Source organism: Ruegeria sp. YTSC106, assembly GCF_059609765.1.
On sequence record NZ_JBXWMI010000007.1, the window covers coordinates 97,832 to 122,912 of the forward strand.

General features: G+C 57.8%; 31 protein-coding genes. 16 read left to right on the forward strand and 15 right to left on the reverse strand.

Translation table 11 applies throughout. From position 1 onward, the window contains the following. The first annotated feature begins 27 nt into the window (after window positions 1–27). The 5 genes from AC2FEB_RS11495 to AC2FEB_RS11515 are packed head-to-tail and all read left to right on the forward strand — an operon-like array spanning window position 28 to window position 4,115. Window positions 28–330: a hypothetical protein gene (locus tag AC2FEB_RS11495; RefSeq protein WP_496884069.1), complete on the forward strand. Its 303-nt coding sequence runs from the start codon at window positions 28–30 to the stop codon at window positions 328–330. After that, window positions 327–971 (forward strand): molybdenum cofactor guanylyltransferase MobA, encoded by a 645-nt coding sequence (gene mobA, locus AC2FEB_RS11500; RefSeq protein WP_117870433.1) that lies wholly within the window; start codon window positions 327–329, stop codon window positions 969–971. The genes AC2FEB_RS11495 and mobA overlap by 4 nt, the downstream gene beginning before the upstream one ends. Next, window positions 968–1,459 (forward strand): molybdopterin-guanine dinucleotide biosynthesis protein B, encoded by a 492-nt coding sequence (mobB, locus tag AC2FEB_RS11505; RefSeq protein ID WP_117870431.1) that lies wholly within the window; start codon window positions 968–970, stop codon window positions 1,457–1,459. Before mobA ends, mobB begins: the two co-directional genes overlap by 4 nt. A gap of 20 nt (window positions 1,460–1,479) precedes the next feature. Continuing rightward, window positions 1,480–3,525 (forward strand): molybdopterin-binding protein, encoded by a 2,046-nt coding sequence (locus AC2FEB_RS11510; RefSeq protein WP_117872875.1) that lies wholly within the window; start codon window positions 1,480–1,482, stop codon window positions 3,523–3,525. After that, on the forward strand, window positions 3,522–4,115 hold the full coding sequence (locus tag AC2FEB_RS11515) for a GNAT family N-acetyltransferase (RefSeq protein WP_299899207.1): 594 nt from the start codon (window positions 3,522–3,524) through the stop codon (window positions 4,113–4,115). The genes AC2FEB_RS11510 and AC2FEB_RS11515 overlap by 4 nt, the downstream gene beginning before the upstream one ends. Here AC2FEB_RS11515 and AC2FEB_RS11520 read toward each other — a convergent pair. The 3 genes from AC2FEB_RS11520 to AC2FEB_RS11530 form a co-directional block, all read right to left on the reverse strand. Beyond that, the gene (locus tag AC2FEB_RS11520; RefSeq protein WP_117870429.1) at window positions 4,112–5,107 is read right to left on the reverse strand and encodes a hypothetical protein; all 996 of its coding nucleotides are present in this window, start codon (window positions 5,105–5,107) and stop codon (window positions 4,112–4,114) included. The two genes, AC2FEB_RS11515 and AC2FEB_RS11520, sit on opposite strands and share 4 nt — an antisense overlap. A 14-nt stretch (window positions 5,108–5,121) precedes the next feature. Continuing rightward, complete coding sequence (gene greA / locus AC2FEB_RS11525; protein ID WP_117870427.1) at window positions 5,122–5,592, reverse strand: transcription elongation factor GreA; 471 nt, start codon at window positions 5,590–5,592, stop codon at window positions 5,122–5,124. Between the two features lie 231 nt (window positions 5,593–5,823). Beyond that, window positions 5,824–6,204, reverse strand: coding sequence for a VOC family protein (locus AC2FEB_RS11530; RefSeq protein ID WP_496884070.1), 381 nt, complete (start codon window positions 6,202–6,204; stop codon window positions 5,824–5,826). 86 nt (window positions 6,205–6,290) lie between these two features. Here AC2FEB_RS11530 and soxR point away from each other — a divergent pair, with 86 nt between their 5' ends. From soxR to AC2FEB_RS11550, 4 genes are all read left to right on the forward strand, one after another. Beyond that, the gene (soxR, locus tag AC2FEB_RS11535) at window positions 6,291–6,746 is read left to right on the forward strand and encodes a redox-sensitive transcriptional activator SoxR (protein ID WP_117870423.1); all 456 of its coding nucleotides are present in this window, start codon (window positions 6,291–6,293) and stop codon (window positions 6,744–6,746) included. A 136-nt stretch (window positions 6,747–6,882) separates the two neighbouring features. Beyond that, window positions 6,883–8,529, forward strand: a complete 1,647-nt coding sequence (locus AC2FEB_RS11540; protein ID WP_117870421.1) for an electron transfer flavoprotein-ubiquinone oxidoreductase — start codon at window positions 6,883–6,885, stop codon at window positions 8,527–8,529. Window positions 8,530–8,674: 145 nt separating this feature from the next. Further along, window positions 8,675–10,345: a tetratricopeptide repeat protein gene (locus AC2FEB_RS11545; protein ID WP_162896829.1), complete on the forward strand. Its 1,671-nt coding sequence runs from the start codon at window positions 8,675–8,677 to the stop codon at window positions 10,343–10,345. Further along, window positions 10,335–11,156: a 4-(cytidine 5'-diphospho)-2-C-methyl-D-erythritol kinase gene (locus AC2FEB_RS11550; protein WP_117870417.1), complete on the forward strand. Its 822-nt coding sequence runs from the start codon at window positions 10,335–10,337 to the stop codon at window positions 11,154–11,156. Before AC2FEB_RS11545 ends, AC2FEB_RS11550 begins: the two co-directional genes overlap by 11 nt. Here AC2FEB_RS11550 and AC2FEB_RS11555 read toward each other — a convergent pair. Beyond that, window positions 11,149–12,147, reverse strand: a complete 999-nt coding sequence (locus AC2FEB_RS11555) for a polyprenyl synthetase family protein (protein WP_299899198.1) — start codon at window positions 12,145–12,147, stop codon at window positions 11,149–11,151. The genes AC2FEB_RS11550 and AC2FEB_RS11555 overlap by 8 nt on opposite strands. Before the next feature lie 56 nt (window positions 12,148–12,203). Between AC2FEB_RS11555 and AC2FEB_RS11560 the strand changes: the two genes are divergently transcribed. From AC2FEB_RS11560 to AC2FEB_RS11570, 3 genes are all read left to right on the forward strand, one after another. Further along, window positions 12,204–12,419 carry a putative signal transducing protein gene (locus AC2FEB_RS11560; RefSeq protein WP_496672382.1) on the forward strand — a complete coding sequence of 72 codons (216 nt, stop codon included), beginning with the start codon at window positions 12,204–12,206 and terminating at the stop codon, window positions 12,417–12,419. Next, entirely contained in the window at window positions 12,416–13,180 is a 765-nt protein-coding gene (locus AC2FEB_RS11565) for a tRNA1(Val) (adenine(37)-N6)-methyltransferase (RefSeq protein WP_496672379.1), read from the forward strand. Before AC2FEB_RS11560 ends, AC2FEB_RS11565 begins: the two co-directional genes overlap by 4 nt. 130 nt (window positions 13,181–13,310) lie before the next feature. Continuing rightward, window positions 13,311–13,475 carry a YdcH family protein gene (locus tag AC2FEB_RS11570; protein ID WP_083445267.1) on the forward strand — a complete coding sequence of 55 codons (165 nt, stop codon included), beginning with the start codon at window positions 13,311–13,313 and terminating at the stop codon, window positions 13,473–13,475. Here AC2FEB_RS11570 and yddG read toward each other — a convergent pair. From yddG to AC2FEB_RS11625, 11 genes are all read right to left on the reverse strand, one after another. Further along, the gene (gene yddG, locus AC2FEB_RS11575; RefSeq protein ID WP_496884071.1) at window positions 13,472–14,338 is read right to left on the reverse strand and encodes an aromatic amino acid exporter YddG; all 867 of its coding nucleotides are present in this window, start codon (window positions 14,336–14,338) and stop codon (window positions 13,472–13,474) included. The genes AC2FEB_RS11570 and yddG overlap by 4 nt on opposite strands. Further along, the gene (locus tag AC2FEB_RS11580; protein ID WP_496672372.1) at window positions 14,335–15,282 is read right to left on the reverse strand and encodes a transcriptional regulator GcvA; all 948 of its coding nucleotides are present in this window, start codon (window positions 15,280–15,282) and stop codon (window positions 14,335–14,337) included. Before AC2FEB_RS11580 ends, yddG begins: the two co-directional genes overlap by 4 nt. Window positions 15,283–15,580: 298 nt before the next feature. Further along, window positions 15,581–16,303: an acetoacetyl-CoA reductase gene (phbB, locus tag AC2FEB_RS11585; RefSeq protein WP_117870405.1), complete on the reverse strand. Its 723-nt coding sequence runs from the start codon at window positions 16,301–16,303 to the stop codon at window positions 15,581–15,583. Between the two features lie 186 nt (window positions 16,304–16,489). After that, on the reverse strand, window positions 16,490–17,665 hold the full coding sequence (locus AC2FEB_RS11590) for an acetyl-CoA C-acetyltransferase (RefSeq protein WP_117870403.1): 1,176 nt from the start codon (window positions 17,663–17,665) through the stop codon (window positions 16,490–16,492). A gap of 190 nt (window positions 17,666–17,855) precedes the next feature. Continuing rightward, the gene (locus AC2FEB_RS11595) at window positions 17,856–18,689 is read right to left on the reverse strand and encodes an EAL domain-containing protein (RefSeq protein WP_496672368.1); all 834 of its coding nucleotides are present in this window, start codon (window positions 18,687–18,689) and stop codon (window positions 17,856–17,858) included. Between the two features lie 103 nt (window positions 18,690–18,792). Next, window positions 18,793–18,981: a hypothetical protein gene (locus tag AC2FEB_RS11600; protein ID WP_117870399.1), complete on the reverse strand. Its 189-nt coding sequence runs from the start codon at window positions 18,979–18,981 to the stop codon at window positions 18,793–18,795. 93 nt (window positions 18,982–19,074) lie between these two features. Then, the gene (locus tag AC2FEB_RS11605; RefSeq protein ID WP_496672365.1) at window positions 19,075–20,046 is read right to left on the reverse strand and encodes a sterol desaturase family protein; all 972 of its coding nucleotides are present in this window, start codon (window positions 20,044–20,046) and stop codon (window positions 19,075–19,077) included. Further along, window positions 20,043–20,429: a hypothetical protein gene (locus tag AC2FEB_RS11610; RefSeq protein ID WP_117870395.1), complete on the reverse strand. Its 387-nt coding sequence runs from the start codon at window positions 20,427–20,429 to the stop codon at window positions 20,043–20,045. Before AC2FEB_RS11610 ends, AC2FEB_RS11605 begins: the two co-directional genes overlap by 4 nt. Window positions 20,430–20,488: 59 nt before the next feature. After that, window positions 20,489–20,818, reverse strand: coding sequence for a hypothetical protein (locus tag AC2FEB_RS11615; protein ID WP_117872873.1), 330 nt, complete (start codon window positions 20,816–20,818; stop codon window positions 20,489–20,491). Between the two features lie 84 nt (window positions 20,819–20,902). Continuing rightward, window positions 20,903–21,271: a hypothetical protein gene (locus AC2FEB_RS11620; RefSeq protein ID WP_117870393.1), complete on the reverse strand. Its 369-nt coding sequence runs from the start codon at window positions 21,269–21,271 to the stop codon at window positions 20,903–20,905. 65 nt (window positions 21,272–21,336) lie between these two features. Further along, window positions 21,337–21,903 carry a TlpA disulfide reductase family protein gene (locus AC2FEB_RS11625; protein ID WP_117870391.1) on the reverse strand — a complete coding sequence of 189 codons (567 nt, stop codon included), beginning with the start codon at window positions 21,901–21,903 and terminating at the stop codon, window positions 21,337–21,339. 21 nt (window positions 21,904–21,924) lie between these two features. Here AC2FEB_RS11625 and argH point away from each other — a divergent pair, with 21 nt between their 5' ends. The 4 genes from argH (at window position 21,925) to lysA (ending at window position 25,081) form a co-directional block, all read left to right on the forward strand. Beyond that, window positions 21,925–23,313, forward strand: coding sequence for an argininosuccinate lyase (gene argH / locus AC2FEB_RS11630; protein ID WP_496672360.1), 1,389 nt, complete (start codon window positions 21,925–21,927; stop codon window positions 23,311–23,313). Continuing rightward, entirely contained in the window at window positions 23,313–23,510 is a 198-nt protein-coding gene (locus AC2FEB_RS11635) for an argininosuccinate lyase (RefSeq protein ID WP_117872872.1), read from the forward strand. The genes argH and AC2FEB_RS11635 overlap by 1 nt, the downstream gene beginning before the upstream one ends. A gap of 87 nt (window positions 23,511–23,597) precedes the next feature. Then, a complete protein-coding gene (locus AC2FEB_RS11640) occupies window positions 23,598–23,753 on the forward strand; it encodes a hypothetical protein (protein WP_162896828.1) in 156 nt (51 codons plus the stop codon). A gap of 62 nt (window positions 23,754–23,815) precedes the next feature. Then, window positions 23,816–25,081 carry a diaminopimelate decarboxylase gene (lysA, locus tag AC2FEB_RS11645; protein ID WP_496672356.1) on the forward strand — a complete coding sequence of 422 codons (1,266 nt, stop codon included), beginning with the start codon at window positions 23,816–23,818 and terminating at the stop codon, window positions 25,079–25,081.

The following is a 25,081-nucleotide window of genomic DNA, read 5'->3' on the forward strand; positions in this document are numbered from 1 at the left end:
ATGGGGTGGACAGCTTGGGGATTGGCGGTGAAAAAACAAAGCGCTGTATTGCAACGTATCCTCCTTCAAGGTTTGCCGGACTCAGTCGTATTACCCGACGAAATCCGACGATCACTCCGCAGGTATCGGTGCTATTTCTGGTCGTTTTTCGCGCCTATGGCGGTTTTGGTGCTGTTTCTCGCTTCCATTCGCTTCAGCCATGTTTTGGCCGACTTTTCCGGACTTCCTTTGAGCCTGTGTTTCATTTTGCTTGGTGCGGGCAATGGGGTTTGGATTTTTACACCGCTGGAGAAATTTCGAAAATGGCCGGATATCGAAGACCCATCATGACCAAACCGCTTGGCATAATTCTCGCAGGCGGGCAGGCCACACGTATGGGCGGTGGCGACAAAGGTCTGCTGCAGATTGGAAGGCAGAGCCTGCTGTACCATGTTATCGAACGTATCGCTCCACAGGTGAGTGGCCTGGCGTTGAACGCCAATGGAGACCCCGAGCGTTTCGCCGACCTGAACCTGCCCGTCCTGCCTGATACGATCAACGGATTTGCGGGCCCTCTGGCCGGTGTGCTGGCCGGGCTCGACTGGGCGGCAGGGCAGGGGGCAGACAGCATCGTGACGGTTGCCGCAGACACGCCATTCTTCCCGCGCGACCTGGTGGCGCGACTGACACAGGCTGCGGAAGGGCAGGTGCACCCTCTGGTGTTGGCCACCACGCCGCGTACGGGCGACGAGGCGCTGAAATCCGGCGGGGGCAAGCGGGTCAACCGACACCCGACCTTTGGGATCTGGCCCGTGGCGCTTCGCGATGATCTGCGGGGGGCGCTGATGGACGGGTTGCGCAAGGTGGTGATGTGGACTGACAAACATGACGGGCGCGAGGCTTTGTTCAACGCCGACCCGTTCGATCCGTTCTTCAACGTCAACACGCCTGAAGACCTGGACCGTGCCCGAACTTTGTTGGAGCAGGCATGAGGATCTATGGCGTCACGGGCTGGAAGAATACCGGCAAAACCGGGCTGATGGAACGGCTGGTGGCCGAGATCTCCAGCCGGGGTTTCTCGGTCTCTACGGTCAAACACGCGCATCACAGCGTCGATGTGGATCAACCGGGCACGGACAGTCACCGGCACCGCGTGGCAGGGGCCAGCGAGGTATTGCTTGCCTCAGGGCAACGCATTGCTCTGATGCAGGAATTGCGGGGCGCGCCTGAACCGCCCCTCGCCGAACTGTTGGCGCGGCTCTCGCCGGTCGATCTGGTGCTGGTCGAAGGGTTCAAGCGCGAGGACCACCCCAAGATCGAAGCGTATCGCGCCGCGGCGGGTAACGCGCTGATGGCACCTGAAAACGGCACCATCCGCGCGGTGGCCAGTGACACCGCGCTGGATCTGGATTGCCCGGTTTTTGATCTGAACGACACGGCTGGCGTCACGGATTTCATACTGAAAGAGGTCGAATTGTGAGCCTGTTCCAAACCTTTGCAATGGTGGATTGGTCTGGGGGGAACGACACCGGGCCGACCCCGCGCAAGGATGCGATCTGGGCCTGCATTGTACGTAATGGAAAAGTGTTTGACCCCGAATACCTGCGTAACAGGCTGGTTGCAGAGCAATGGTTGGATACTCTGATCCGAGCCGAACTGAAGGCCGGTCGCCGTCTGCTTCTTGGGTTCGATTTTCCTTTTGGATATCCTTGCGGATTCGCCCGCGCGATGACCGGTACGGACGATCCGCTGGCTTTGTGGGACTGGTTCGACCAACATATCGAGGATTCCCCGAAGGCCAACAATCGCTTTGATCTGGCGGGTCGGATCAACTTGCGGTTTGGTGGTCTCGGCCCGTTCTGGATGAACGGATTGCGCCGAGATATTGACGGTCTGCCGCGTACCAAAACGGGCTATTCAAACCCGTTCCCGGACCGCCGTGTCGTTGAGACTCTGGCAAAAGGCAGCTTCACTTGCTGGCAGATGGCAGGGGCAGGCGCGGTTGGCGGACAAGTTATGATGGGATTGCCAGTTCTGAACCGGCTTCGCCACCGGTTTGCCGGGCAAGTCTCTGTCTGGCCGTTCGAGCCGCTGGATAAACCCGTCGCCTTCGTGGAAATCTGGCCGTCTTTATCCCTTGGCGCGGCACCGGATGGACGGATCAAGGACGCTTGGCAGGTTGAACAGGTTGCCTTGACTCTGTCGCGTCTGACAGAGCAGGAGTTGGATGCACAATTGAACGTCTCAGCGGCAGAGGAAGGTTGGATATTGGGTGTGCCTCAGGACAAGCCGAACATAGCCCCGCCTCCGTTGCGGAACGATTGTTTTGCATTGCCTGCCGGGGTCAACTGGACACCGGTCGATGACGCTCTGGCCTATTTGCGCGACGGGCTGCACCCGATCACGTCAGTTGAGACGGTTGCGCTGAACAACACGAGCGGGCGCATTCTGGCCGGGGATGTGGTCGCCCGACGCTCGAACCCGCCGTTACCGAATACGGCTGTGGATGGGTTCGGGTTTGCTGGCCCCGCCCCCGATGGCCCACAGATCATGCCATTGATTGACGGGCGTGCGGCGGCGGGAATTCCGTTCGACGGTGACGTGCCTCAAGGCCGGGCATTGCGCGTGCTGACGGGTGCGGCGCTGCCTGACGGGGTGGATACGGTTATTCTGGAAGAGGATGTCACGGTCAAAGACGGCCACATTGCTTTCCACGGCCCGCTTAAAAAAGGCGCAAATACACGGCGCGCGGGAGAGGACGTGACCGCAGGCGATATCGCTCTTCCTGCCGGGCGCAGGCTGACTCCCGCCGATCTTGCGCTGCTGTCTGCCGTGGGGATTGCCGAAGTCAACGTACGTAAACCGCTTCGCGTGGCTGTAGTGTCCACGGGCGATGAACTGGTCGAAGCCGGAGAGCGTGCTGGTCCGGGTCAGATTTTCGACGCCAACCGCCCGTTGCTGCTGTCATTGATCGATCGGATGGGGTTCGTGCCCGTGGATATGGGCCGTGTTTCGGATGATCGGGACGCCTTGCGGGATCGATTGGACCAGTCAGCAAAACAGGCGGATGTGATTTTGACCAGTGGTGGCGCGTCAGCAGGCGACGAGGACCACGTCTCAGCCTTGTTGCGTCAGGCCGGGGCGATGCAGCACTGGCGCATTGCGTTGAAGCCCGGGCGGCCGCTGGCTCTGGGTTTGTGGTCCGGCGTGCCGGTGTTTGGCCTGCCCGGAAACCCGGTTGCGGCCATGGTCTGTACTTTGATCTTCGCGCGCCCGGCTTTGGGGTTGATGTCCGGCGAAGGCTGGGCTGAACCGCAGGGTTTCGAAGTGCCTGCCGCCTTTGAAAAGCGTAAAAAACCGGGTCGCCGGGAATATCTGCGCGCCAGAATGCGCGATGGGCGGGCCGAAGTCTTCCACTCGGAAGGGTCAGGCCGGATCAGTGGTCTCAGCTGGGCTGAAGGGTTGGTCGAAATCGAGGACGGTGCGCGTCACGTCAAACCGGGCGATATGGTCCGTTTCCTCCCGTATGGAAGTTTCGGGTTGTGACGGTCACGATTTCCAGAGAGTTCGCCGATCAGGAACGCGCGCAAGCGGCGGCCCTGTTCTGGCAGGCATTTTCGGCCAAGCTGGGCAAAGTCATGGGTCCGGACGAAAAAGGATTAGCTTTCTTTGAAATCGCATTGAACCCGGATTTCGCGCTGGTTGCGCGGGATGAAACGGGCCGGGTGCTGGGTCTGGCGGGTTTCAAGACACGTGACGGCTCTTTTGCGGGGGGCAATATGTCCGACCTGGCGCGGGTCTATGGCTGGTTCGGGGCTATCTGGCGCGCTTTGGTTCTGAGCGTGCTGGAGCGCGAGCTGAAACCGGGCGTGTTCCAGATGGATGGTATTTTTGTCGCTGCCGAGGCGCGCGGCAAAGGAGTGGGCACGGCATTGCTGAATGCCATCAAGTGCGAGGCCCGCAACCACAACATGTCAGAGGTTCAGCTTGATGTCATCGACACAAACCCCCGGGCCCGCAGCTTGTACGAGCGCGAGGGGTTTCTGCCTTTGGGTCAAGAAAAAACCGGACCGCTGAAGTATCTGTTCAATTTCAGCAGTGCGACCAAAATGTCGTGGGTTGTCGGGCCGGATTAATCAAACGTGCCTGCCACGCGGCCCAGCAACATGAATGCGCGTGCCGTTCGGGTTTCACCCAATTCACTCAGTTCCGCATCGCTTGCCGTGGGTTCAAACTCGGCCATCATCTTGTCAAACCGACGCAGGAAATGGTGAGCGGCGTCGCGGAAAATCGGGTCCTGTTTCATTCGGGCTGCCGTCAGTGCAAGTGAAGATCTGTCGCGTACACCCCCCAGCGCCGCCACAGCTCGCCCGCGTGTGCCCTGGGCGAACTGGCGCCAGATTTCTGGCCGGGCCATGTCGGGGCGCAGGTCATCCATGTAGATGCCTTCCTGGCTGAGCAGCGTCAGAACATCCTGCGAAGCTTGCACAAGCTGTGCCGTCTTGCGGTCCTTCAATGCAACACGCAGTGCATTGAACCCCTCGGTGTCGTCCTGCGTTTCGGGGAAATTCAGTGCGCGGATGAAAACCTCGGTACTCAGTGGTGAAGTGATCTCTTCCGCAGGTGTCCCAAGTTCCAACGAGGTCTGGTCGCCCTGAGTGGAAGGCTGCGCCGCTGCGGCAGAGCGCGCGGTGCGTTTGCTCGAGAATGTTGCCAAGGCGTCTTCGGTTTTCCGTGTGGCCGCAGCGATTTCGTCCAGCTTTTTGGTTACCGCGGGTTCATAAGTGCTGGAGGCGCGTTGCTGCTGCGCCACATAGGCTTGTCGGATCGCGTCAATTGCTGTTTGCAGGCGTTCGCTTTCCTCTCGCATCACCCGGCTGGCGCGCATCGCGGTGGCCGCAACCCAGATCATCGCCACGGGCATGAACACGGCCAGAAAGGCGACGACAAAGCCACCGTTCTGCCCTTGGCCGGGCAGCACGAGAAAGACGACCGACACCACCAGCCAGATCAGGCTGAACACCAGTGCGGCAATCTCGATTTCGGTGACAGCCGGAGTCTTCGGGCGATCATAGATGCCCAGCGACGTCGGCTTTTCGGTCTCCGGGTCAGGTTTTGGCCCCGACATTACATGCGCTCCGGTCAGGCGTACTCGATACTCAGGATTTCGTAAGAGCGCACGCCGCCGGGTGTACGCACTTCGACACTGTCCCCTTCATCTTTGCCGATCAGGGCGCGGGCGATGGGGGATTTGATGTTCAGCAGGCCGTTTTCGATATTGGCCTCGTATTCACCAACGATCTGCCAAGTCTTTTCTTCCTCGGTATCTTCGTCGACCAATGTAACCTTTGCGCCAAATTTGACTGCGCCGGTCAACTTGGACGGGTCAATGACGTCGGCAAGCGACAGGATACCTTCCAGTTCCTTGATGCGACCTTCGATGAAGCCCTGTTTTTCGCGGGCAGAATGATATTCGGCGTTTTCCTTCAGGTCGCCCAGTTCCCGCGCCGATGCGATCGCTTCGATGATCGCCGGGCGTTCAACGGATTTGAGATTCTTCAGCTCAGCCGCGAGCGCGGCATTGCCCGCAGGCGTCATCGGGATCTTTTCCATACTCTCTACGTCCACGCATAAATTGAGTCGCCCCGCCGCACAGAAGCGTCGGGGCGAATGTTAGGTTGGCAGTTACCTGACCCAAATGCCACGTGAATTGCAAGAGGTGTCAGCGCTAGCAGCGATCAATTCGCGACTTCGCGCCGTTTTGATTTAGGATGGGGCCTGTGCCGATGATCGGGATGCCGCGACCTTCGCCAACGCTGCGACGGGGTGCAAAGCCAAATCATCTCAATCATATTGCACCACTTCGAACTCGATGCCGTTATCATCCCTGAAATAGAATCGACGTCCAGGTTCGTAATCGGCGTGGTTGTGGGGTTCGAACCCCACATCGCGCACTTTGGCTTCGGTCGCATCGATATCTTCGACCAGCACGCCAACATGGTTTAGCCCTCCGACCACATCGTAGCTGCTTTCATCCGACTGTTTCGGGTCGTCAGGTTTATACAGCGCCAGATACGTATGGGCCGAGCCGACATGCACAGTGTATCCACCGGCAATTGCAGGGCCTTCCCAAAGGGTTTTCCAGCCAAAGACCTTTTGCATCCAACCGGCCGAGGCCTGCGGGTCGCGGACAGTGAAATTGGTGTGTTCAAGCGTCGCCATCATGGGATCTCCTGTGTTTTTTGGCTTGTCCCGACTCACCGTAATTTCTAAACCTAACTTTAGGTCAAGGTGATTTTTTTGAGGGTGTGATGGCTGTTTCAGAGGGGCTGGCGATTGGCGCATTGGCCCGGCGCACAGGGCTGGCCGTGTCGGCCATCCGGTATTACGAAGCACAGGGTCTGATTTCGCCCTGGCGCAACGCGGGCGGGCAGCGACGTTACCAACGGGCCGATATTCGGCGGCTGAGCTTTGTCATGATTGCGCAGCAGTTCGGCCTGACCCTGCCTGAAATCCGTGAGGTGTTGTCGGGCCTGCCGGGAAATCGCACACCGACGCCGCAGGACTGGAAGGCCATTAGTGTACAGCTTCGGGCCCATCTGGATCAGCGAATCGATACCCTGACGCGGTTGCGCGACAACCTCGATGGCTGCATCGGGTGTGGGTGTCTGAGCTTGCCGAAATGTGCGCTCTATAATCCCGATGACCGCGCAAAATCGAATGGTAGCGGTCCCAGATACCTGATGGGGGACACACCGGAAGGTTGATGTGTCGAATAGCCCTCTTGTTACGCCGTGTTTCGATTGACCAATGTCTTTGAGACCATGTAATCAGCCGTGAAACAAAATTGCGCAGATCATGCGGTGACAGCGCCAATTCGGAAAGTTAGCTAGGGAGCCCGCGATGGCCGAGATTGAACGCGAAGCGATGGAATATGACGTGGTGATCGTGGGTGCAGGTCCTGCGGGCCTGTCTGCGGCCATCCGTTTGAAACAGCTGGATGCCGACCTGAACGTTGTGGTTCTGGAAAAAGGTTCGGAGGTTGGCGCGCATATCCTGTCGGGCGCGGTTCTCGACCCGTGTGGTCTGGATGCTCTGATCCCGGACTGGAAGGAAAAAGGCGCGCCGCTGAATGTACCGGTCAAGGACGACAAGTTCTACATGCTGGGTGAGGCGGGTCAGGTCCGTATCCCGAACTTCCCGATGCCGCCCCTGATGCACAACCACGGCAACTACATCGTGTCGATGGGCAATGTCTGCCGCTGGATGGCCGAACAGGCCGAGGAACTGGGTGTCGAGATCTTCCCGGGCATGGCGTGCTCGGAAATGGTCTATGGCGAAAATGGCGAGGTCAAAGGCGTGGTTGCCGGTGTCTTCGGTCTGGAACCAGACGGTTCCTATGGCCCCAACACCGAACCGGGGATGGAGCTGCACGGCAAATACGTGTTCCTGTCGGAAGGCGTCCGGGGTTCTCTTTCCAAGGAAGTGATTGCCAAATACGACCTGTCTGCCGGCAAAGAGCCGCAGAAATACGGTGTCGGCATGAAAGAGATCTGGGAGATCGACCCGGCCAAGCACAAGGAAGGCAGCGTCACGCACACAATGGGCTGGCCGTTGGGCAGCAACGCAGGCGGCGGTTCGTTCATTTACCATCTTGAAAACAATCAAGTTTACGTCGGCTTCGTTGTTCACCTGAACTACAAGAACCCGCACCTGTATCCCTACATGGAATTCCAGCGGTTCAAGCACCACCCGATGGTTGCTGATCTGCTGAAAGGTGGCAAGCGCGTCGCCTACGGGGCCCGCGCGATCACTGAAGGCGGCTATCAGTCAATGCCACAGCTGGTAGCTCCGGGCGTGGCGCTGTTGGGCTGTTCGGCGGGCATGGTCAACGTGCCGCGCATCAAAGGCAACCACAACGCGATGCTGTCGGGCAAAGCTGCGGCCGAAGCTGCTTATGACGCTATCAAGGCCGAGCGTTCGGGCGATGAACTGACGGCTTACGAGACTGAAGTTCGTAATGGTGCGATTGGTTCCGACCTGAAAAAGGTTCGCAATGTCAAGCCGATGTGGTCGAAGTGGGGCCTGACCGCCAGCCTGATGTTGGGTGGTCTGGACATGTGGACCAACACATTTGGCTTTTCACTGTTCGGTACGCTGGGTCACGGCAAAAACGATGCAGAATCTACCGAAGAAGCCAGTAAGCACCAGCCAATCGATTATCCGAAGCCGGATGGAACGCTGTCTTTCGATCGTTTGACGAATGTGTCGTTCGCAGCGACCAACCACGAGGAAAGCCAGCCCTGCCATTTGCGTCTGACCAATCCTGATATCCCGGTAAAGGTCAACCTGCCCAAGTTCGACGAACCGGCGCAGCGTTATTGCCCGGCAGGTGTATATGAGATGGTCGAAGACGAAGACGGTCCGCGATTCGTGATCAATTTCCAGAACTGTGTTCACTGCAAAACCTGCGACATCAAGGATCCCAGTCAGAACATCACCTGGACCACACCGCAGGGCGGTGACGGACCAAACTATCCGAACATGTAAGCAAAAAACGGGCAATGGCAGCGTCATGAAGGCTCTGCCATTGCCTCTTGCCTGCCGAAGCCCTAGCTTAACCTTCAGTCAACGATAGCAAGGCAGGATTTCGGTGGTTTCCCTGGTTCGTCGTGCGGCTTTGTCCGTGCTTCTCATGTCGTCGGTCGCAGTCCCGGCCTATTCGGAATCGAGTGCCGGATCATATCTGGCCGGGCGACAGGCGATTTACGAAAGCGACTATTCTGCCGCTGAACGGTACTACGCTCAGGCCCTCAGGTTTGATCCCCAAAATGCGCTGCTGCTGGAAAGTGTTGTAGTTGCCCGCATCGCTTTGGGGGAAGTGGCCCGCGCGCTGCCTGTCGCCCAGCAGATCGAGAAAGCCAACTTGCCCAGCCAGGCTGCGCGAATGGTGATATCGGTCAATTTGATTGCCCAGGGAAAATTTGACGAACTACTGGCCCGTGACCCTGAAACACAGGGTGTCGGTCCTCTTGTTGATGGCCTGATGATCGCCTGGGCTTATCTGGGACAAGGTGAGATGACGAAGGCGATGGATCAGTTCGATTCTGTCGCCACTCAGGATGGCCTCAGGGAATTCGCGCTTTATCACAAGGCGATGGCATTGGCGTCTATCGGTGATTTCGAAGGCGCAGAGGCGATACTTGCGGACAATGATGGAACGGTTGCCCGATTCTCGCGTCGGGCTGCGTTGGCCCGCACCGAGATTTTGTCGCAGCTTGATCGCAACGAGGACGCCATTCAGTTTCTGGACGAGGTGTTTGTGGCAGGCAGTGACCCGACCATCGAGACCTATTTGAGCCAATTGGAAGCAGGAGAAACCTTGCCGTTCACTCATGTCCGATCCGCTCAGGACGGCATGGCCGAAATATTCTTTACCGTCGGTGCCGCGTTGAACAGCGAAGCTTCAGCCGACTATGTTCTGCTGTACACACGCTTGGCCAGTTTCCTGCGGCCCGATCATGTGGACGCCATTTTGCTGAGTGCAGATCTGCTGGAAACCTTGCAGCAATATGATTTGGCGGTTGAGGCGTACCGTCTGGTCCCAGCGGACAGCAACGATCACCACGCGGCCGAATTGGGCCGGGCCGAAGTTTTGGACCGTTCTGGAAAAACCGATGCCGCCGTCGAAGTGTTGCAAAACCTGGCTGCGCAAAACCCCGACTTGCCGGGTGTGCACGTCGCTTTGGCAGACCTGCAGCGGCGACAGGAAAACTATGCGGCCGCGGTGGCCTCTTACGACACTGCGATTGCCCTGACGGATAGTGCAGCGGGTGGGAACTGGTTCCTGCATTACGCGCGTGGAATCAGCCATGAAAGGCTGAAGCACTGGGATCAGGCCGAAGCTGATTTTCGCCGGGCGCTGGAGCTGAACCCGGATCAGCCCCAGGTTCTGAACTATCTGGGTTATTCGCTGGTTGAGCGCAAAGAAAAGCTGGGCGAAGCGCTGGACATGATCGAACGCGCTGTAGCTGCTCGTCCGGATAGCGGCTACATCGTGGACAGTCTGGGCTGGGTTCTGTTCCGTCTGGGGCGTTACGACGAGGCCGTCGAACACATGGAGCGTGCGGTTGAGCTGATGCCGGTCGATCCGGTGGTCAATGATCATCTGGGTGACGTCTATTGGGCTGTCGGGCGCGCACGTGAGGCCGAGTTCCAGTGGAGCCGCGCCTTGTCCTTTATCGACCCGGAAGATGCCGATGGCGAAGCTGATCCCGAACGCATCCGGCGCAAGATCGAAGTCGGGCTGGATGCCGTCTTGGCCGAAGAAGGTTCGGAGCCATTGAAAGTCGCCAATGGAAATTAAGGCGTTTGCGCCCGCCAAGATCAACCTGACCCTACATGTCACAGGCCATCGTGAGGACGGTTATCACCTGTTGGATTCGCTGGTGGTTTTCGCTGATCTGGGTGATCAGCTGACATTCAGACCCGGTCCAGAGCTGTCTTTGGATATGCGTGGCGAGTTTGCCGATGGAGTACCCTCAGACCGCCGAAATCTGGTCTGGAAAGCGGCTGAGGGCGTTGGTTGGACCGGGCATATCGACCTGAGCAAATCTCTGCCGCATGGGGCGGGCATCGGGGGTGGCTCTTCGGATGCTGCCGCAACACTTGGGGCTTTGGTAGGGCAGGGTTGCGACATCCCGCCAGAGCTGCCGTTGACACTGGGGGCAGATGTACCCGTCTGCCTGAAGGGCCGGGCGATAAGAATGCAGGGCATTGGCGATCGGTTGGCGGCGGTGAACCTTCCGCACCTGCCCGCCCTTTTGGTCAACCCGAATGTACAGGTGCCGACAGGTACCGTTTTCGACGCGCTAGCGTCCAGAGACAATCCGCCGATGCCTGAGGTTATCCCGGATTTTGCAAGCGCTGACGATTGCGCCCAGTGGCTGGGCGAACAGCGCAATGATCTGCAAGTGCCTGCCATGGGTGTTGCGCGTGAGATTGAACAGGTGCTGGACGAGCTGAACATGACCAATCGCGCTCTGGTGGCGCGCATGTCAGGGTCAGGATCAACTTGCTTTGCGCTTTATCCGACGATGAAAGATGCGCATTTCGCGGCTTATGATATCGGCGCAGCCCATCCCGATTGGTGGTGCCGTGCCACGCAGCTTAACTGAGGCGCGAAACCACGTAGTCGGCCAGTTGGCGCAGCAGACTGCGAACTTCGTGGTCAGGCAATACAGCCAAAGCGGTTTTGGCTTTATTTGCCCAACCTAAAGCATCTTGCCGGGTTTCTTCGAGCGTGGCGTATTTGTTCATCAGACCCAGCGCGTGATCCAGATCACCGTCCTGCTGCCGGCCCTTTTCAATCGTACGCTCCCAAAAGGCGCGTTCTTCCGGCGTGGCTTGCGCCACGGCTTTGATGACAGGCAGGGTCAGTTTCCGTTCACGGAAGTCATCGCCAACGTTTTTTCCGGTCGTTTTGCTGTCGCCCTGATAATCCAACAGATCATCGGCAATCTGGAACGCGATGCCCAATGAATCGCCATAGTCGAAAAGCGCTTGGATCTGCTCTTCCGAGGCGCCTGCGATCACACCGCCCACCTCGGTTGCGGCCGAGAACAATGCCGCCGTCTTACCACGCACAACCTGTAGATAAACGTTTTCATCCGTACGCAGATCGGTTGCGGCTGTCATTTGCAGCACTTCGCCTTCGGCAATTGTTGCAGAGGCATTGGCAAGGATGTCCAGAACCCGAAGCGAGCCCGTTTCGACCATAAGCTGGAAACTGCGTGAAAACAGGTAATCGCCAACCAGAACACTGGACTTGTTGTCCCACAGCAGATTGGCAGTCGGGCGGCCGCGTCGCTGCGCGCTCTCATCCACTACGTCGTCATGCAGCAGGGTGGCGGTGTGAATGAACTCGACCGTCGCCGCAAGGCGCAGGTGGTGGTCGCCGGAATAGCCAAACAGGCGTGCTGCGGCCAATGTCAGCATCGGGCGCAGGCGTTTTCCACCGGCTTCGACCAGGTGCTGCGTCACTTCCGGGATACGTGGCGCATGGTCCGACGCCATCCGCGTACGGATCAGCCCGTTCACGGCCTCCATCTCGCCCGCCAGAATTTCGGCCAGGCGCTCATGCGGTTTCGAGATCATGTCGACGGTCATCACACTCCTGATACAAGGCTCGACTTCCGCCTCGCCTTGCCCTTACATCCATCCCCATGAAAGAACTATTGCACAGTACCGATCCGACGATCCTAGCCTTTGCATCCGCTCTCCTTGAGGGCGAGGATATAGACTGCTTTCAGATGGACGTAAATATGAGCATCCTCGAAGGCGGTATCGGAATCTTTCCCCGACGTCTGATGGTTCGGACCGAAGACCTTACCCGAGCCGAGCGCGTGATGCGCGATAACGAGATCCCGCTGGGCCGATGACGCGCTTCAAAGACAGTGAACTGACGTGCAACGATTTCCTGGGTGGTCGGGTGCGATTGCTGCAACCTGCGTCAGGTTACCGCGCCGGGGTAGACCCTGTTTTGCTGGCTGCATCCGTCCCTGCCAAGGCCGGACAGTCCGTGCTGGAGCTGGGATGCGGCGCAGGGGCTGCCATTCTGTGCCTGTCCGCGCGGGTACCGGGGCTGCAAATGGTTGGGGTCGAATTGCAGCCTGCCTATGCAGATCTGGCGCGCCGAAATTCGGAAATCAACGGCTTTGATATGGACGTGATTGAGGCAGACCTGACCGCTTTGCCTGATGATGTTCGACAGCGCCACTTTGATCACGTTATTGCGAACCCGCCCTATTACCGTGCAGGGGCGCATAGCCCCGCCTGTGACACGGGGCGGAGCATTGCCCTGGGCGAAGAGACTCCGCTGATCGACTGGATCGCCGTGGCGGCCAAACGCCTTGCCCCTCGGGGGTTTCTGCACATGATCCAAAAAGCTGATCGTCTTCCCGATATGCTGACGGCCTGTCAGGGGAAGCTGGGTTCAATCGAGGTGCTGCCGCTCAGCGCGCGGGCGGGCCGCCAGGCCGAGTTGGTCATCCTGAGCGCCCGCAAAGGGGGACGCGCGGCATTTCGCCTCCATGCGCCTTTGATTCTGCACGCAGGTGAGCGCCACGAAAAAGACGGTGAAAGCTATACCGAGGCGGTCTCTGCCGTGCTTCGGCAGGCCGCCCCTTTGCCTCGGATCTGATGCCATCGGCAATGACCAGCCGAATTTGTCGGATTTATTACAGATTCTGTGCGTCTGCAGCGTGACAGTGTGGAAACGATGTGGTCAAATTCTTACGTGACATACAGACACGTAAACAAGGAGGATCGCAATGAGCGTGAGCGCACATCTGACGGAACTGAAGAAAAAGCACGAATCTCTCGGTCTAGAAGTGGAACAAGCCCAACGCTCGCCAGGCATCGATGATCTCCACATAGCTCAGCTGAAAAAACAGAAGCTCAAGCTGAAAGAAGAGATCGAGCGCCTGTCTGCTTAAGTTTTCAGGCTTGCGCGGGCCGCTATCAAGGCCCCGCCGGTAATCAGGAAAGCCGCGATCGCAAGCCCCCAAGATGGGGCGGCGATCCCGGCCGCCACCAAAGCTAGGGTCGACAATAACGGGGCCGCATATGATGAGGTTCCGAGGATTTGTATGTCGCCTTGCTTTACACCAATATCCCAGACGTAAAACGCCAACCCGACTGGTCCAAGGCCGAGTGCCAGCACCGACGCCCAGCCCAGTGCCGTATCGGGCAATACAGTGTCTTCCACCGCCAGGTGCAGCAGCCCCGAGGCGAGCGCAGCCGCAAGACAGAATACCGCCACGGAACTTGTCGGCGTGCCCTCCAATTTGCGCGATAGAACCGAGTAGCCCGACCATGTCAGTGCGCAGAGCAAAGCCAACGCATACCCCGGCAGGTATTGGGCCTGAAAGCCTGCACCGCCGCCTCCGGCGATGATCACAGCGGCCCCGGAAAACCCAAGACAGGCGCCGATCAGGTGACCGATACGCAGGTGTTCACTTGGCAAAAGTCCCGACAAAAGCACAATGAGCAGAGGCCAGAGATAAGAGATCAGCCCAGCCTCGGCAGCCGGTGCCATGCGCAGAGCTGAAAAATACAGCGCGTGATAGCCAAATAGGCCCAATGCGCCAAAAAGGTAAGTTGTCCAGGGGACCTGCTTCAAACCGCTCAGACCACCTGTTGCCGCCGCCCAGATCAGTCCAAGCGCCCCGCCGATCGAAAAACAGATCGTGTTCAGCAGCAGCGGCGGCGTGGGTGCCGACCCAACAGTGAACAACGCCAGTAAGGCCCACAGCAAGACGGCCACGAAACCTATGGCCGTTGCACGCATTTTGGTCATGGGGAGGAAACCTCTTCAATCGGAACGATTTTGAACTCATCCGATATATGCGCGGTTTTTTCAATCTCGGCCAGGAACCAATCGCGAAACGCTGCGATCTGAGGTTTGTTTTCAGCCCCCGGCAGGCAAAGAAACCGGAACCGGCCTAGGGTTTCCAGAGCCACTTTGAAAGGCGCAACCAAACGGCCTTCGGTCAAGTCCTTGAGAATCATGGCGCGCCGCCCCAGTGCGACGCCAACCCCGGCAACAGCCGCGTCAATCGCGTGATCAGCATTAGAAAAATGCGCGCCATGGGTCGGAGTAAAGTCTATTCCCACGGCACGGAACCAGGCGGGCCAATCGCAGGGCGGAGTCAGAAAACTGATCGAATCGTCATGGATCAACGGCGCCTCTTGAAGGCTTTCCGGCGTGGTGAATTGTTCCGCAAATTCCGGAGTCATGACAGGGGTCAGCCATTCCTTTCTGACGGGAACGGAATACAGCCCGTCATCGGCCGAATTCCCGAACCGGATGGCGACGTCCACGTCGTCTCGCTCCAGATCCATGTTGCGAAGTGTGGCCGAAAATTTCAGATCGATCTCGGGATGCGCCCGAGCAAATTCGTAGAGCCGTGGCGCCAGCCACTTGGCGGTCAAAGCTGGACCTGCAGTGACGGTCAGGCTTGTGCCATCTTCCTGTCTGCGCACTGCGCGCCACGCGGATTGCAATGTGGCAAACCCTTCTGCCGCACCGGGCGCGAGGGCACGGCCCGCCTCGGTCAGTTCTACGGCGCGGTTCAGGCGGCGAAACAGCGGCCGTCCAAGGTGTTCTTCTAGCGATTTGATCTGAAAGGACAGGGCGGCTGGCGTCACATGCAGCTCTTCCGCCGCCTTCGCGAAAGACATGTGCCGGGCTGCGGCGTCAAAAGCGCGCAGCGCGGTCAGCGGTGGAAGATAGTCGCTCATAGTGAAGTAAATCTTAACTGAAGATCCAAGAAAGCTCGTTTGTCTCTTTCTTTCGTAACCCTCATATTCACATCAGGTCAAATAAAACTGATTTGAAAAGGAGACTGCCATGATCGAGATGACGACAAATCCCGCCGCCCAAGTGGCGATCCTGCGCGCCCATCAAGAGCGCAGCCGGGTGGTCTGGCAGTTTTGGGGATGGGTATTCGGTTCCCGCTGATCGCAGCGCGCGCGATCTTACGGGATTACAAAGGGCCGGCCCAAAGGGACCGGCCCGCTTTTTCTTTCCAAGTCTGGATCAGACGAAGAATTGCGCACCGTTGGCCGAAATCGTCGAGCCGTTGATGAACTGCGAATCATCCGAGGCCAGGAAAACCACACAACGCGCAATTTCCTCTGGCTCACCCAGACGTCCGGCCGGGATCTGGCCGATGATGGACTCGCGCACTTTCTCAGGCACAGCCATGACCATTTCAGTTGCGATATAGCCGGGGCAGATTGCGTTGGCAGTGATGCCCGCTCGCGCGCCTTCCTGCGCCAGAGACTTCACGATGCCCAGATCGCCCGCCTTGGTCGCAGCATAGTTCACCTGAGCGAATTGGCCTTTCTGACCGTTGATCGAGCTGATGACGATGACACGACCGAACTTGCGCTCGCGCATGCCGGGCCAGACGGGGTGTACGGTGTTGAAAACACCGGTCAGGTTGGTGTCGATCACGTCCTTCCACTGGTCGGGGGTCATTTTGTGGAACGGAGCATCGCGGGTGATGCCTGCGTTGGCGACAACGATATCGATGGGGCCAACCTCGGCTTCGACCTGTTCGATGCCTGCTTTGGATTCGTCGTAATCGGCGACATTCCACTTGTAGGTCTTTATACCGGTTTCTTCGGTGAATTTTGCGGCGGCTTCGTCATTCCCTGCATAGGTGGCCGCAACGTTATACCCTTCGGCTTTGAGCGCCTTGGAAATTGCTGCGCCAATGCCGCGGGAACCGCCGGTTACGAGTGCTGTTCGTGCCATTTATGACTCCTTCAATTTTAGTCGTCTTGGTAATGCTGTTACTCTGAGAGATGATCGTGCGCAATATTGTTTCGTCATGAATTTCAGATTCCGGGCGGCAATATCGTCGCATCCAAGAGGTAGAACCTCAATGTAACAAAAAAGGCGCCCAACTGGGCGCCTATTTCTATTTGATTGTCAAAGCGCTTAGTCGCGCTCCACACACAGGGCAACGCCCATGCCGCCGCCGATGCACAAGGTCGCCAGACCCTTTTTTGCATCGCGACGCTTCATTTCGAACAGCAAAGTGTTCAAAACACGGCAGCCCGAAGCGCCGATCGGGTGACCGATGGCAATCGCGCCACCGTTTACGTTCACGATCGACGGATCCCAGCCCATATCCTTGTTCACGGCGCAAGCCTGTGCGGCAAAGGCTTCGTTGGCTTCTACCAGATCCAGATCGTCAACCGACCAGCCTGCTTTTTCCAGCGCTTTGCGCGACGCGTAGATCGGGCCGACACCCATGATCGATGGGTCCAGACCGGCGGTCGCGTAGGATGCGATGCGTGCCAGAGGTTCGATTCCACGCTTTTCGGCGTTTTCGGCTGACATCAGCAACGTGGCCGCAGCGCCGTCATTCAGGCCGGATGCATTGGCCGCGGTGACAGAGCCGTCCTTGGTAAAGGCCGGGCGAAGCTTAGTCATGGCCTCCATTGTTGCGCCGTGGCGAATGTATTCGTCCTTGTCCATCACGATGTCGCCCTTACGGGTCTTGATGGTGAAGGGCACGATTTCGTCTGCGAATTTTCCGGCTTTCTGAGCAGCTTCTGCCTTGTTCTGCGAGGCGACGGCGAATTCATCCTGCGTCTCGCGGCTGATCTGCCATTTTTCAGCAACGTTCTCGGCAGTCTGACCCATGTGATAGCCGTTGAAAGCATCCCACAGACCATCGCGGATCATCGTGTCGATGTATTTCATGTCGCCCATCTTGTGACCGGCGCGCAGGGCGGCAGCGTGGGGTGACAGAGACATGTTTTCCTGGCCACCTGCAGCGACGATTTCCGCGTCGCCCAACTGGATATGTTGAGCGCCCAATGCAACGGCGCGCAGGCCCGAGCCGCAAACCTGATTGATACCCCATGCGGCGCTTTCCTGTGGCAGGCCGGCATTGATATGCGCCTGACGCGCGGGGTTCTGGCCTTGGGCGGCAGTCAGAACCTGACCCATAATGGTTTCGCTGACTTCGCCTTTTTCTACTCCGGCGCGCTCGACAACTGCTTCCAGGACGGCAGCGCCCAGATCATGGGCAGGGGTGTTCGCAAACGAACCACTGAAGCTGCCGACACCTGTTCGTGCGGCGGATGCGATTACTACGTTGGTCATATGATCAGTCCTTTACCGTCATGGGCCAGCGGAATTTCTGACGGCGCAGGTCAAGAGGTGTCCTCTCGAAACAAGAGCGCCCCGTGATCCCCCGCTCAAGTACTCTTGCAATAGCGTAATGCTGCACTTGCAGCAACGGGCAGCTTGTCTCAGTGTCTGAAAAGACATTAAAATGTCGGTCAAAAGGCGTTCAACTGCCTGTTTTTGATTTGTTTTCCTGCTTCCAGGGTTCCGCGACACTGGGTGCGCCAAACAAGAACCCTTGCAGGCAATCCACACCACTTGCGACCAAAAACGCGGCATCCTCCTGCGTTTCAACCGATTCGGCTGTGACCAGAATTTCAAATTCACGGGCCACCGCGATCAGGGCCCGCACCAATGTCTGGTTGTCAGGATTGTTGCTGATACCCCGCACAAACTGGCCATCGATTTTCGCCGCGTCGAACAGAAATTCGCGAAAATGGCGGAAGCTGAAGTTGCTGGCACCAAAGTCATCCAGCGCAAAAGCGATGCCGCGACCCTGCAATCGGTCCATGAAATCGACAACCAGCTCAGGTACCTGCATGGCTGAGCTTTCGGAAATCTCGAGAATCAACCGTTCGCCCAAGCCGGCATCTCGTTTCAAAAACCTGTCCAGTATTCTGGACCAGTTGGAATAACCGATTGAGCGAGCAGATATGTTGATCGACAGACGAATATCCGGGTTCTTTGCCAAAGTACGCAGCCCGAGTTCCAGCGCCACGCAGTCGAGTTCGCGGCCGATAGGCGTGTTTTCAACCTGAGGCATGAACTCGCGCGCCGGGATGACGCGACCGGTTTCGTCCAGAACCCGAATGAATCCTTCGTAAAACGCGACGCCACGTGGGGCGTGCGCTTGGATCACGGGCTGAAAGGCCAGCTTGCACTGCTTATGCTTCACTGCATCGGTTGCCATCTGCACGACCGAGCGATCCCGTGTCGAAACTGCCGCGTTCAACGGGCTGTCCGACCCCTCAGGCAGATGTGCCAGTCTTTTGTTTCCCATACGCGCGGATTCCCATGTGACCGGGACAGGTGTCCGGTCACAATCTCGGGGCAAAGAGATGAATCTGGAGTTAAGGGTTCAGAAAAAAATCTGCGGCACGGTCTCAGCGGGCGGATTGCCACGCGCGCGCCAGTGAAGCTGCTGCACCAAGTATCGCGCCCATTGCACCAAGGGCCATCATTGCAAAACCAAGCGCAATCAGGGTTGCAACAGCGCCGCCAAGGGCTGCGAGCATGGCAATCATCAAGCCGAACAACCCAACAAAGGTTGAAATGGTTGCCAAACGGTTCATGCCGACCCTCGCTCACTCTTACACTACGTCTATCGACCGATATGGCGCACAAAGACCAGATTTCAAGGTACAAGCAGGCTTTAGTCAGCAGGTTCAGGCCTTTTCTGCTTGTCCGCTGGGCAACTTTCGGTCCAGATTCTCAAAACCGGGCGTTCCGCGATCTTCTGGATGGCGCGTCAGATGCTTGGCCTTGATCTGTTCCGAATTATCCCGGCTACCATCGTGGCTGTACCCCGGTGGGGCGAAGCAATAGGCCAACCGCTGGCGCAGGGTCAGCCCGGGCTGCGTGGCATCGTTCCAGATGCCGACCCATTCGTGAAACGCAACGCGCAGCGGGTTGAACGTGCCGATATTGTGAACCAACCCGTAATCTACCCGGTCGTTTTCCTGTTCTGGCACAAAAGTGCCAAACATCTTGTCCCAGATGATGAACACCCCGGCATAGTTGCAATCCAGATAGCGCGCGTTGCGGCCATGATGGGCGCGGTGATGGCTGGGCGTGTTCATTACTGCCTCGAACCAGCGGGGCATCTTGCCGATGGCTTCGGTGTGAATCCAGAACTGATAGATCAGATTGAGGCCACCGACGAACAAAACCATCGCCGGATGGAACCCAAGCAGGATCAGTGGAGCGCGTACGACCATCATGAAGGTGAATGTATAGGTCCATGTCTGCCGCAGTGCGGTCGTTAGGTTATAGTGCTGTGAGCTGTGATGGTTTACGTGGCTGGCCCAGACCCAGCGGATGCGATGGCCAAAGCGGTGGACCCAGTAATAACGCAGATCATCCAGGACAAAGCACAGGATGATAACGGGAATTGATGTACCCAGGTTCATCGGAGTGATCTGCCACAGCCACATGAAAAACACATAGGCAATAAAGCCCAGCAAAAAGCCCGACGCGATGTTTCCAGCACCCATTATCAATGAGGTTACCGCATCGCGTGTTTCATAACGCCCGCCTTTGCCTTTGACTGCGATCCACAGAAACTCAGCCAGAATCGCTGCGATGAAAAAAGGAACGGCCCATTGTACCACATCGGGAAAACTAATCTGGTTTGTCATGCGGGCTCCATCAGGTAACGCCAGTGATGGCGTTCGAATTCGTCCAGTCGGATGAGTGTTTTGGGTGCCGAGAATTCGTGAAACAGAATCTCATAACCTTCCGGATGATCCAGAAGGTCATAGTCTAGCAGATGCCGGGCAACGGTGTCGGCCCCGAAGGACCAAAGCAACCCATTGCCCGTACTGGTGCGCACCACCGCGGCGTGGCCATCATGGGAAACCGTGACGTCGACCACATCATCGTCCGGAAAGTGACGTGCCCATTGTGAGCGTGCCGTGTCGGGCGTCAGCATCACCTGCTGCGACCTGCCGGTGAGATGCAATAACAGGGTGACGCCAGCTATGCCGCCGACGACCAGCGCCAATAGAATTTCAAGTGGCATTCCATCCTCCTGAGCGTAGAGTGCAAAGGAGTTGAAACTCTGTCAAAGGTGGCGTGACGTCAGCTGTTTTCCAGCCGTTCCAGTATCTCGTGTTGCACCACACGTTCGACGAAAGGTACCAGCCCTTCGGGGCCGGATGCCCGGTCCTTCAGGTGGATGCAGATATCCGGGCGGCGGGCGGCAATTATGCCCACCATTTCACCGCGGATCGTGTCGTCAAGTCCCGCGCCCAACATGGCGCAGGCAATCCGGGGCTCGGCATCCAGCTGTTTTCGAACCTCGTCGGTGTCATGTGCACCCAGCCACTCTATCGGCAGGTGATCCAGTTGCCGCGCCACATCTCCGATCACATTTGGCAAGCGTCCGATCAGCAGTACGACGGATTTCATCATTGCCTCCATTCCAAACAATATGCCTGCCCTGCCCGGCAGGGCAGGAACAGTATATCATGAGATTGACAGGGGGTGATGCCTTTAGTTGTTGATCGAATAAATGGTTGTTTTGCCCTTGCCTTTTTCACGGGTCATTCGGGCAGTGTCCCCGTCAGTTTCCCAAAGCTGACAATCCGTGCCCAGTGCCTTGCCGTCCAATACCCCGTTTCTGCACCAGAATTTTTTGTTCCAGACCCAGGTTCCGCTGAACTTTTTCCCGCTTTTGAGTTTGGCTGAAATCGTGCCATCGGCATTCGCGACAAAAACATTGCCTTGTTCGTCGGTCAGCTTTTTTCCAACAATATCTGAATTGAACTGCTTTGCGGTCTTGACCCGTTTGTAGTCGGCATGTGCGGCGCCAGCGATTGCCAATGTGCCTGCAACAGCAAGGAATAGAATCGTATTTTTCATAAAAAAAGCCTCCCACTCTTAATACGTGGGAGGATACCACAACTCCGCGAATTTTTCTAAATGCGTTAACTTTCAGCGCCAACGAGCGTCGAGATAATCGCCTTCGCACTGTCCGAGTTCCATTCCGCGTCGCCGATCAGCCGGGCGATTTCCTGCCCTTTGGGGTTCAGGATGACTGTGATCGGCAACGCGATCACGCCAAACTCACGCGCAGCTGCCGAACTGGGGTCTTGATGACGGGGCAGGTTGGCGATGCCGTTTTCTTCAAAGAACTTTTTGATACCGGCAGGTGAATTGCGACCCGTGGCCAACGTCAGAACCTGAAACTTGTCGCCGCCGAATTCTTCCTGAAGCTCGGCAATCTGAGGCATTTCCTTGCGGCAGGGCGCACACCAGGTGGCCCAGAAATTCAGCAACACATACTTGCCCTCGTAATCAGCAAGTGTTCCGACACCGCTGTCGTCTTCCAGTTGGAATTCAATCGATTTGGCGGGTTTCGGTTCCTTGTGCAGGATCAGACGTTTCAGGCTGTCTTCCCGCAGAGGGGCGAGCGTCTCGGCATCGGTTGCCAAAGCGGCGTTTGCACCCAGCGCAAGGGCCATATAAAGGGGGATCAGACGAAATAGGCGCATATCAACTCCGGGTTTTCTTACATGACCGATCAATCCTCGAACCAGATGTGGGGCGGCCGCTTTGCCGCCGGTCCAGACGCGATCATGGAGGCGATCAACGCCTCGATCGGGTTCGATCAGCGGATGGCAGCCCAGGACATCGCAGGCTCGCGCGCCCATGCGGCCATGTTGGCTGCCACAGGCGTCATAAGTGATAGTGACGCTGAAGCCATTCGGGAAGGGCTGCTCACCGTTTTGTCAGAAATCCAGAACGGAGAGTTTCAGTTTTCGACTGCGCTGGAAGACATCCACATGAATGTCGAGGCGCGCCTGAAAGAGATCATCGGCGAGCCCGCAGGCCGGTTGCACACAGGCCGGTCGCGCAACGATCAGGTCGCAACCGATTTCAAGCTGTGGGTCCGCGATCAGCTGGACGCGGCTGAATCCGGCCTGTTGGCCCTGATCCGCGCGCTTTTGGCGCAGGCCGAGGCCGGGGCCGATTGGGTTATGCCGGGTTTTACCCACCTGCAAACGGCGCAGCCGGTGACTTGGGGCCATCACATGATGGCCTATGTCGAGATGTTTGGCCGTGATTTGTCCCGCGTTCGTGACGCCCGCGCCCGGATGAACGAATCCCCGCTGGGCGCAGCTGCGCTGGCTGGCACATCGTTTCCGATCGACCGTCATATGACGGCTGAGGCGCTGGGCTTTGACCGCCCCGCTGCCAACTCGCTAGACGCCGTTAGCGACCGGGATTTCGCGCTGGAGTTCCTGTCGGTGGCCTCGATCTGCGCCATTCACCTGTCGCGCTTTGCCGAAGAGCTGGTGATCTGGTCCTCGGCTCAATTCCGCTTTGTCACCCTGTCAGATCGCTTCTCGACCGGATCATCGATCATGCCGCAGAAAAAGAACCCCGACGCGGCCGAACTGATTCGCGCCAAGGTGGGACGGATTTTTGGGGCCAACACGGCGCTGATGATGGTGATGAAGGGCCTGCCGCTGGCCTATTCCAAGGACATGCAGGAAGACAAGGAACAGGTCTTTGACACCGCCGACAACTGGATGCTGGCGCTGGCGGCGATGGAAGGCATGATCAGGGACATGACGGCCAACCGCGCCAGCCTAGCCGCTACGGCTGGTTCGGGTTTCTCGACGGCGACCGATCTGGCCGACTGGTTGGTGCGCGTACTGGGCCTGCCGTTCCGTGATGCGCATCATGTGACTGGATCTCTGGTGGCAATGGCCGAGAACAAGGGCTGTGACCTGCCGGATCTGACGCTGGATGACATGCATTCGGTCCATGCCGAGATCACAAAGGACGTCTACTCTGTCCTTGGTGTCGATAATTCTGTAAACTCACGCCAGTCCTATGGTGGCACGGCCCCGGATCAGGTCCGTGCTCAGGTTGAACGATGGAAGGCAATCGTGTGATGACCGCGCTGCGTGCGAGCCTGTTTATAGTTTTCGGCCTGATACTGGCCGGATGCGGAGCCGATGGCGAGCCCGTTCAGCCCGCGCCCGCACAGCCAACTGTCAGTGCGACAGTTGGGGTTGGCTCAAGCGGAGCGTATGTTGGCGGCGGTGTGGGGCTGAGCCGTGGACCGCTGGGTATTTACCTGGGATTCTGAGCCATTTTCATATTGCGCATCGGTTTTTGATCTACCAACGCGAGGTGGCATGTCGATGCGCGTGTCATCCAAAGAAAAGATACTGAAATGAGAACACTAGGACTGTTTCTGGTATTTGCGGTTTTGACGGCTTGCGAACCTACATCGGCAAGACGCCCGGAACCTGCGGCCGAACCCAAGCAATCGGGCACCGGAGTTTCGATCTCGGGCTATGGCCGGGTTGGAGTTTCAACCCGAAATTAAACCTGGTCGATGGGTTCGGAATCCATTGATTCGAAGCCATCTTCTGGTCTAAGCGCGCAGGTATGGATCATTTTCTCTACCGCGACGGCGCGCTTTTCGCCGAGGATGTCCCTGTCTCCGAAATCGCTGCTGCGGTCGGAACGCCGTTCTATGTCTATTCCACCGCAACCTTGCTGCGGCATTTCCAGCTGTTTGACGATGCGCTTGACGGCACGGACCACCTTGTCTGCTACGCGATGAAAGCGGCCAGCAATCAGGCGATCCTGAAGACCCTGGCGCAGGCAGGCGCGGGGATGGACGTGGTCTCGGGCGGTGAGTACCTGCGGGCCAAGGCGGCGGGAGTTCCGGGAGAAAAAATAGTGTTCTCGGGTGTAGGTAAAACGGCGGAAGAGATACGTACGGCGCTGACCGGCGGCATTCGTCAGTTCAACGTCGAATCCGAGCCCGAGATGGAAGTGATCAACGCCATTGCACTGGAATTGGGTGTGGTTGCTCCGATCACTGTCCGGGTGAATCCTGATGTGGATGCCAAGACCCATGCCAAGATTGCGACCGGCAAGTCCGAGAACAAGTTTGGAATACCGATTTCCCGCGCCTCGGAAGTCTATGCGCATGCGGCCAGCCTGCCCGGGCTGGAGGTGATCGGCATCGACGTCCACATAGGCTCGCAACTGACCGAACTGGAGCCGTTCGAGCTGGCCTACACGAAAGTGGCCGAACTGACCGAGCAGTTGCGGGCTGAAGGCCACAACATCCGCCGTCTTGATCTGGGCGGTGGATTGGGCATCCCTTATACCCGCTCGAATGACGCGCCGCCGCTGCCGGTGGAATATGGCGCTTTGATCAAGAAGACACTGGGCCATCTGGGCTGTGAGATCGAGATAGAGCCGGGTCGCCTGATCGCAGGCAATGCAGGGCTGATGGTCAGCAAGGTGATCTATGTGAAGTCGGGCGAAGGCCGTGACTTCCTGATTGTCGACGCCGCCATGAATGACCTGATCCGTCCGGCAATGTACGAAGCGCATCACGATATTGTCGCGGTACAGGAGCCGGCGGCAGGCGTGGAACAGCAAGCCTATGACATCGTCGGCCCGGTTTGCGAATCCGGTGACACTTTTGCCAAGCAGCGCAACATGCCGCCGCTGAAATCGAGAGACCTGATCGCCTTCCGCAGCGCGGGTGCCTATGGTGCGGTGATGGCCAGCGAGTACAATACCCGCCCGCTGATCCCCGAGGTTCTGGTCAATGGCGATCAATTTGCAGTCATTCGTGAACGCCCAAGCTTTGACGAAATCATAAACCGCGATACCATACCTACGTGGCTTTGA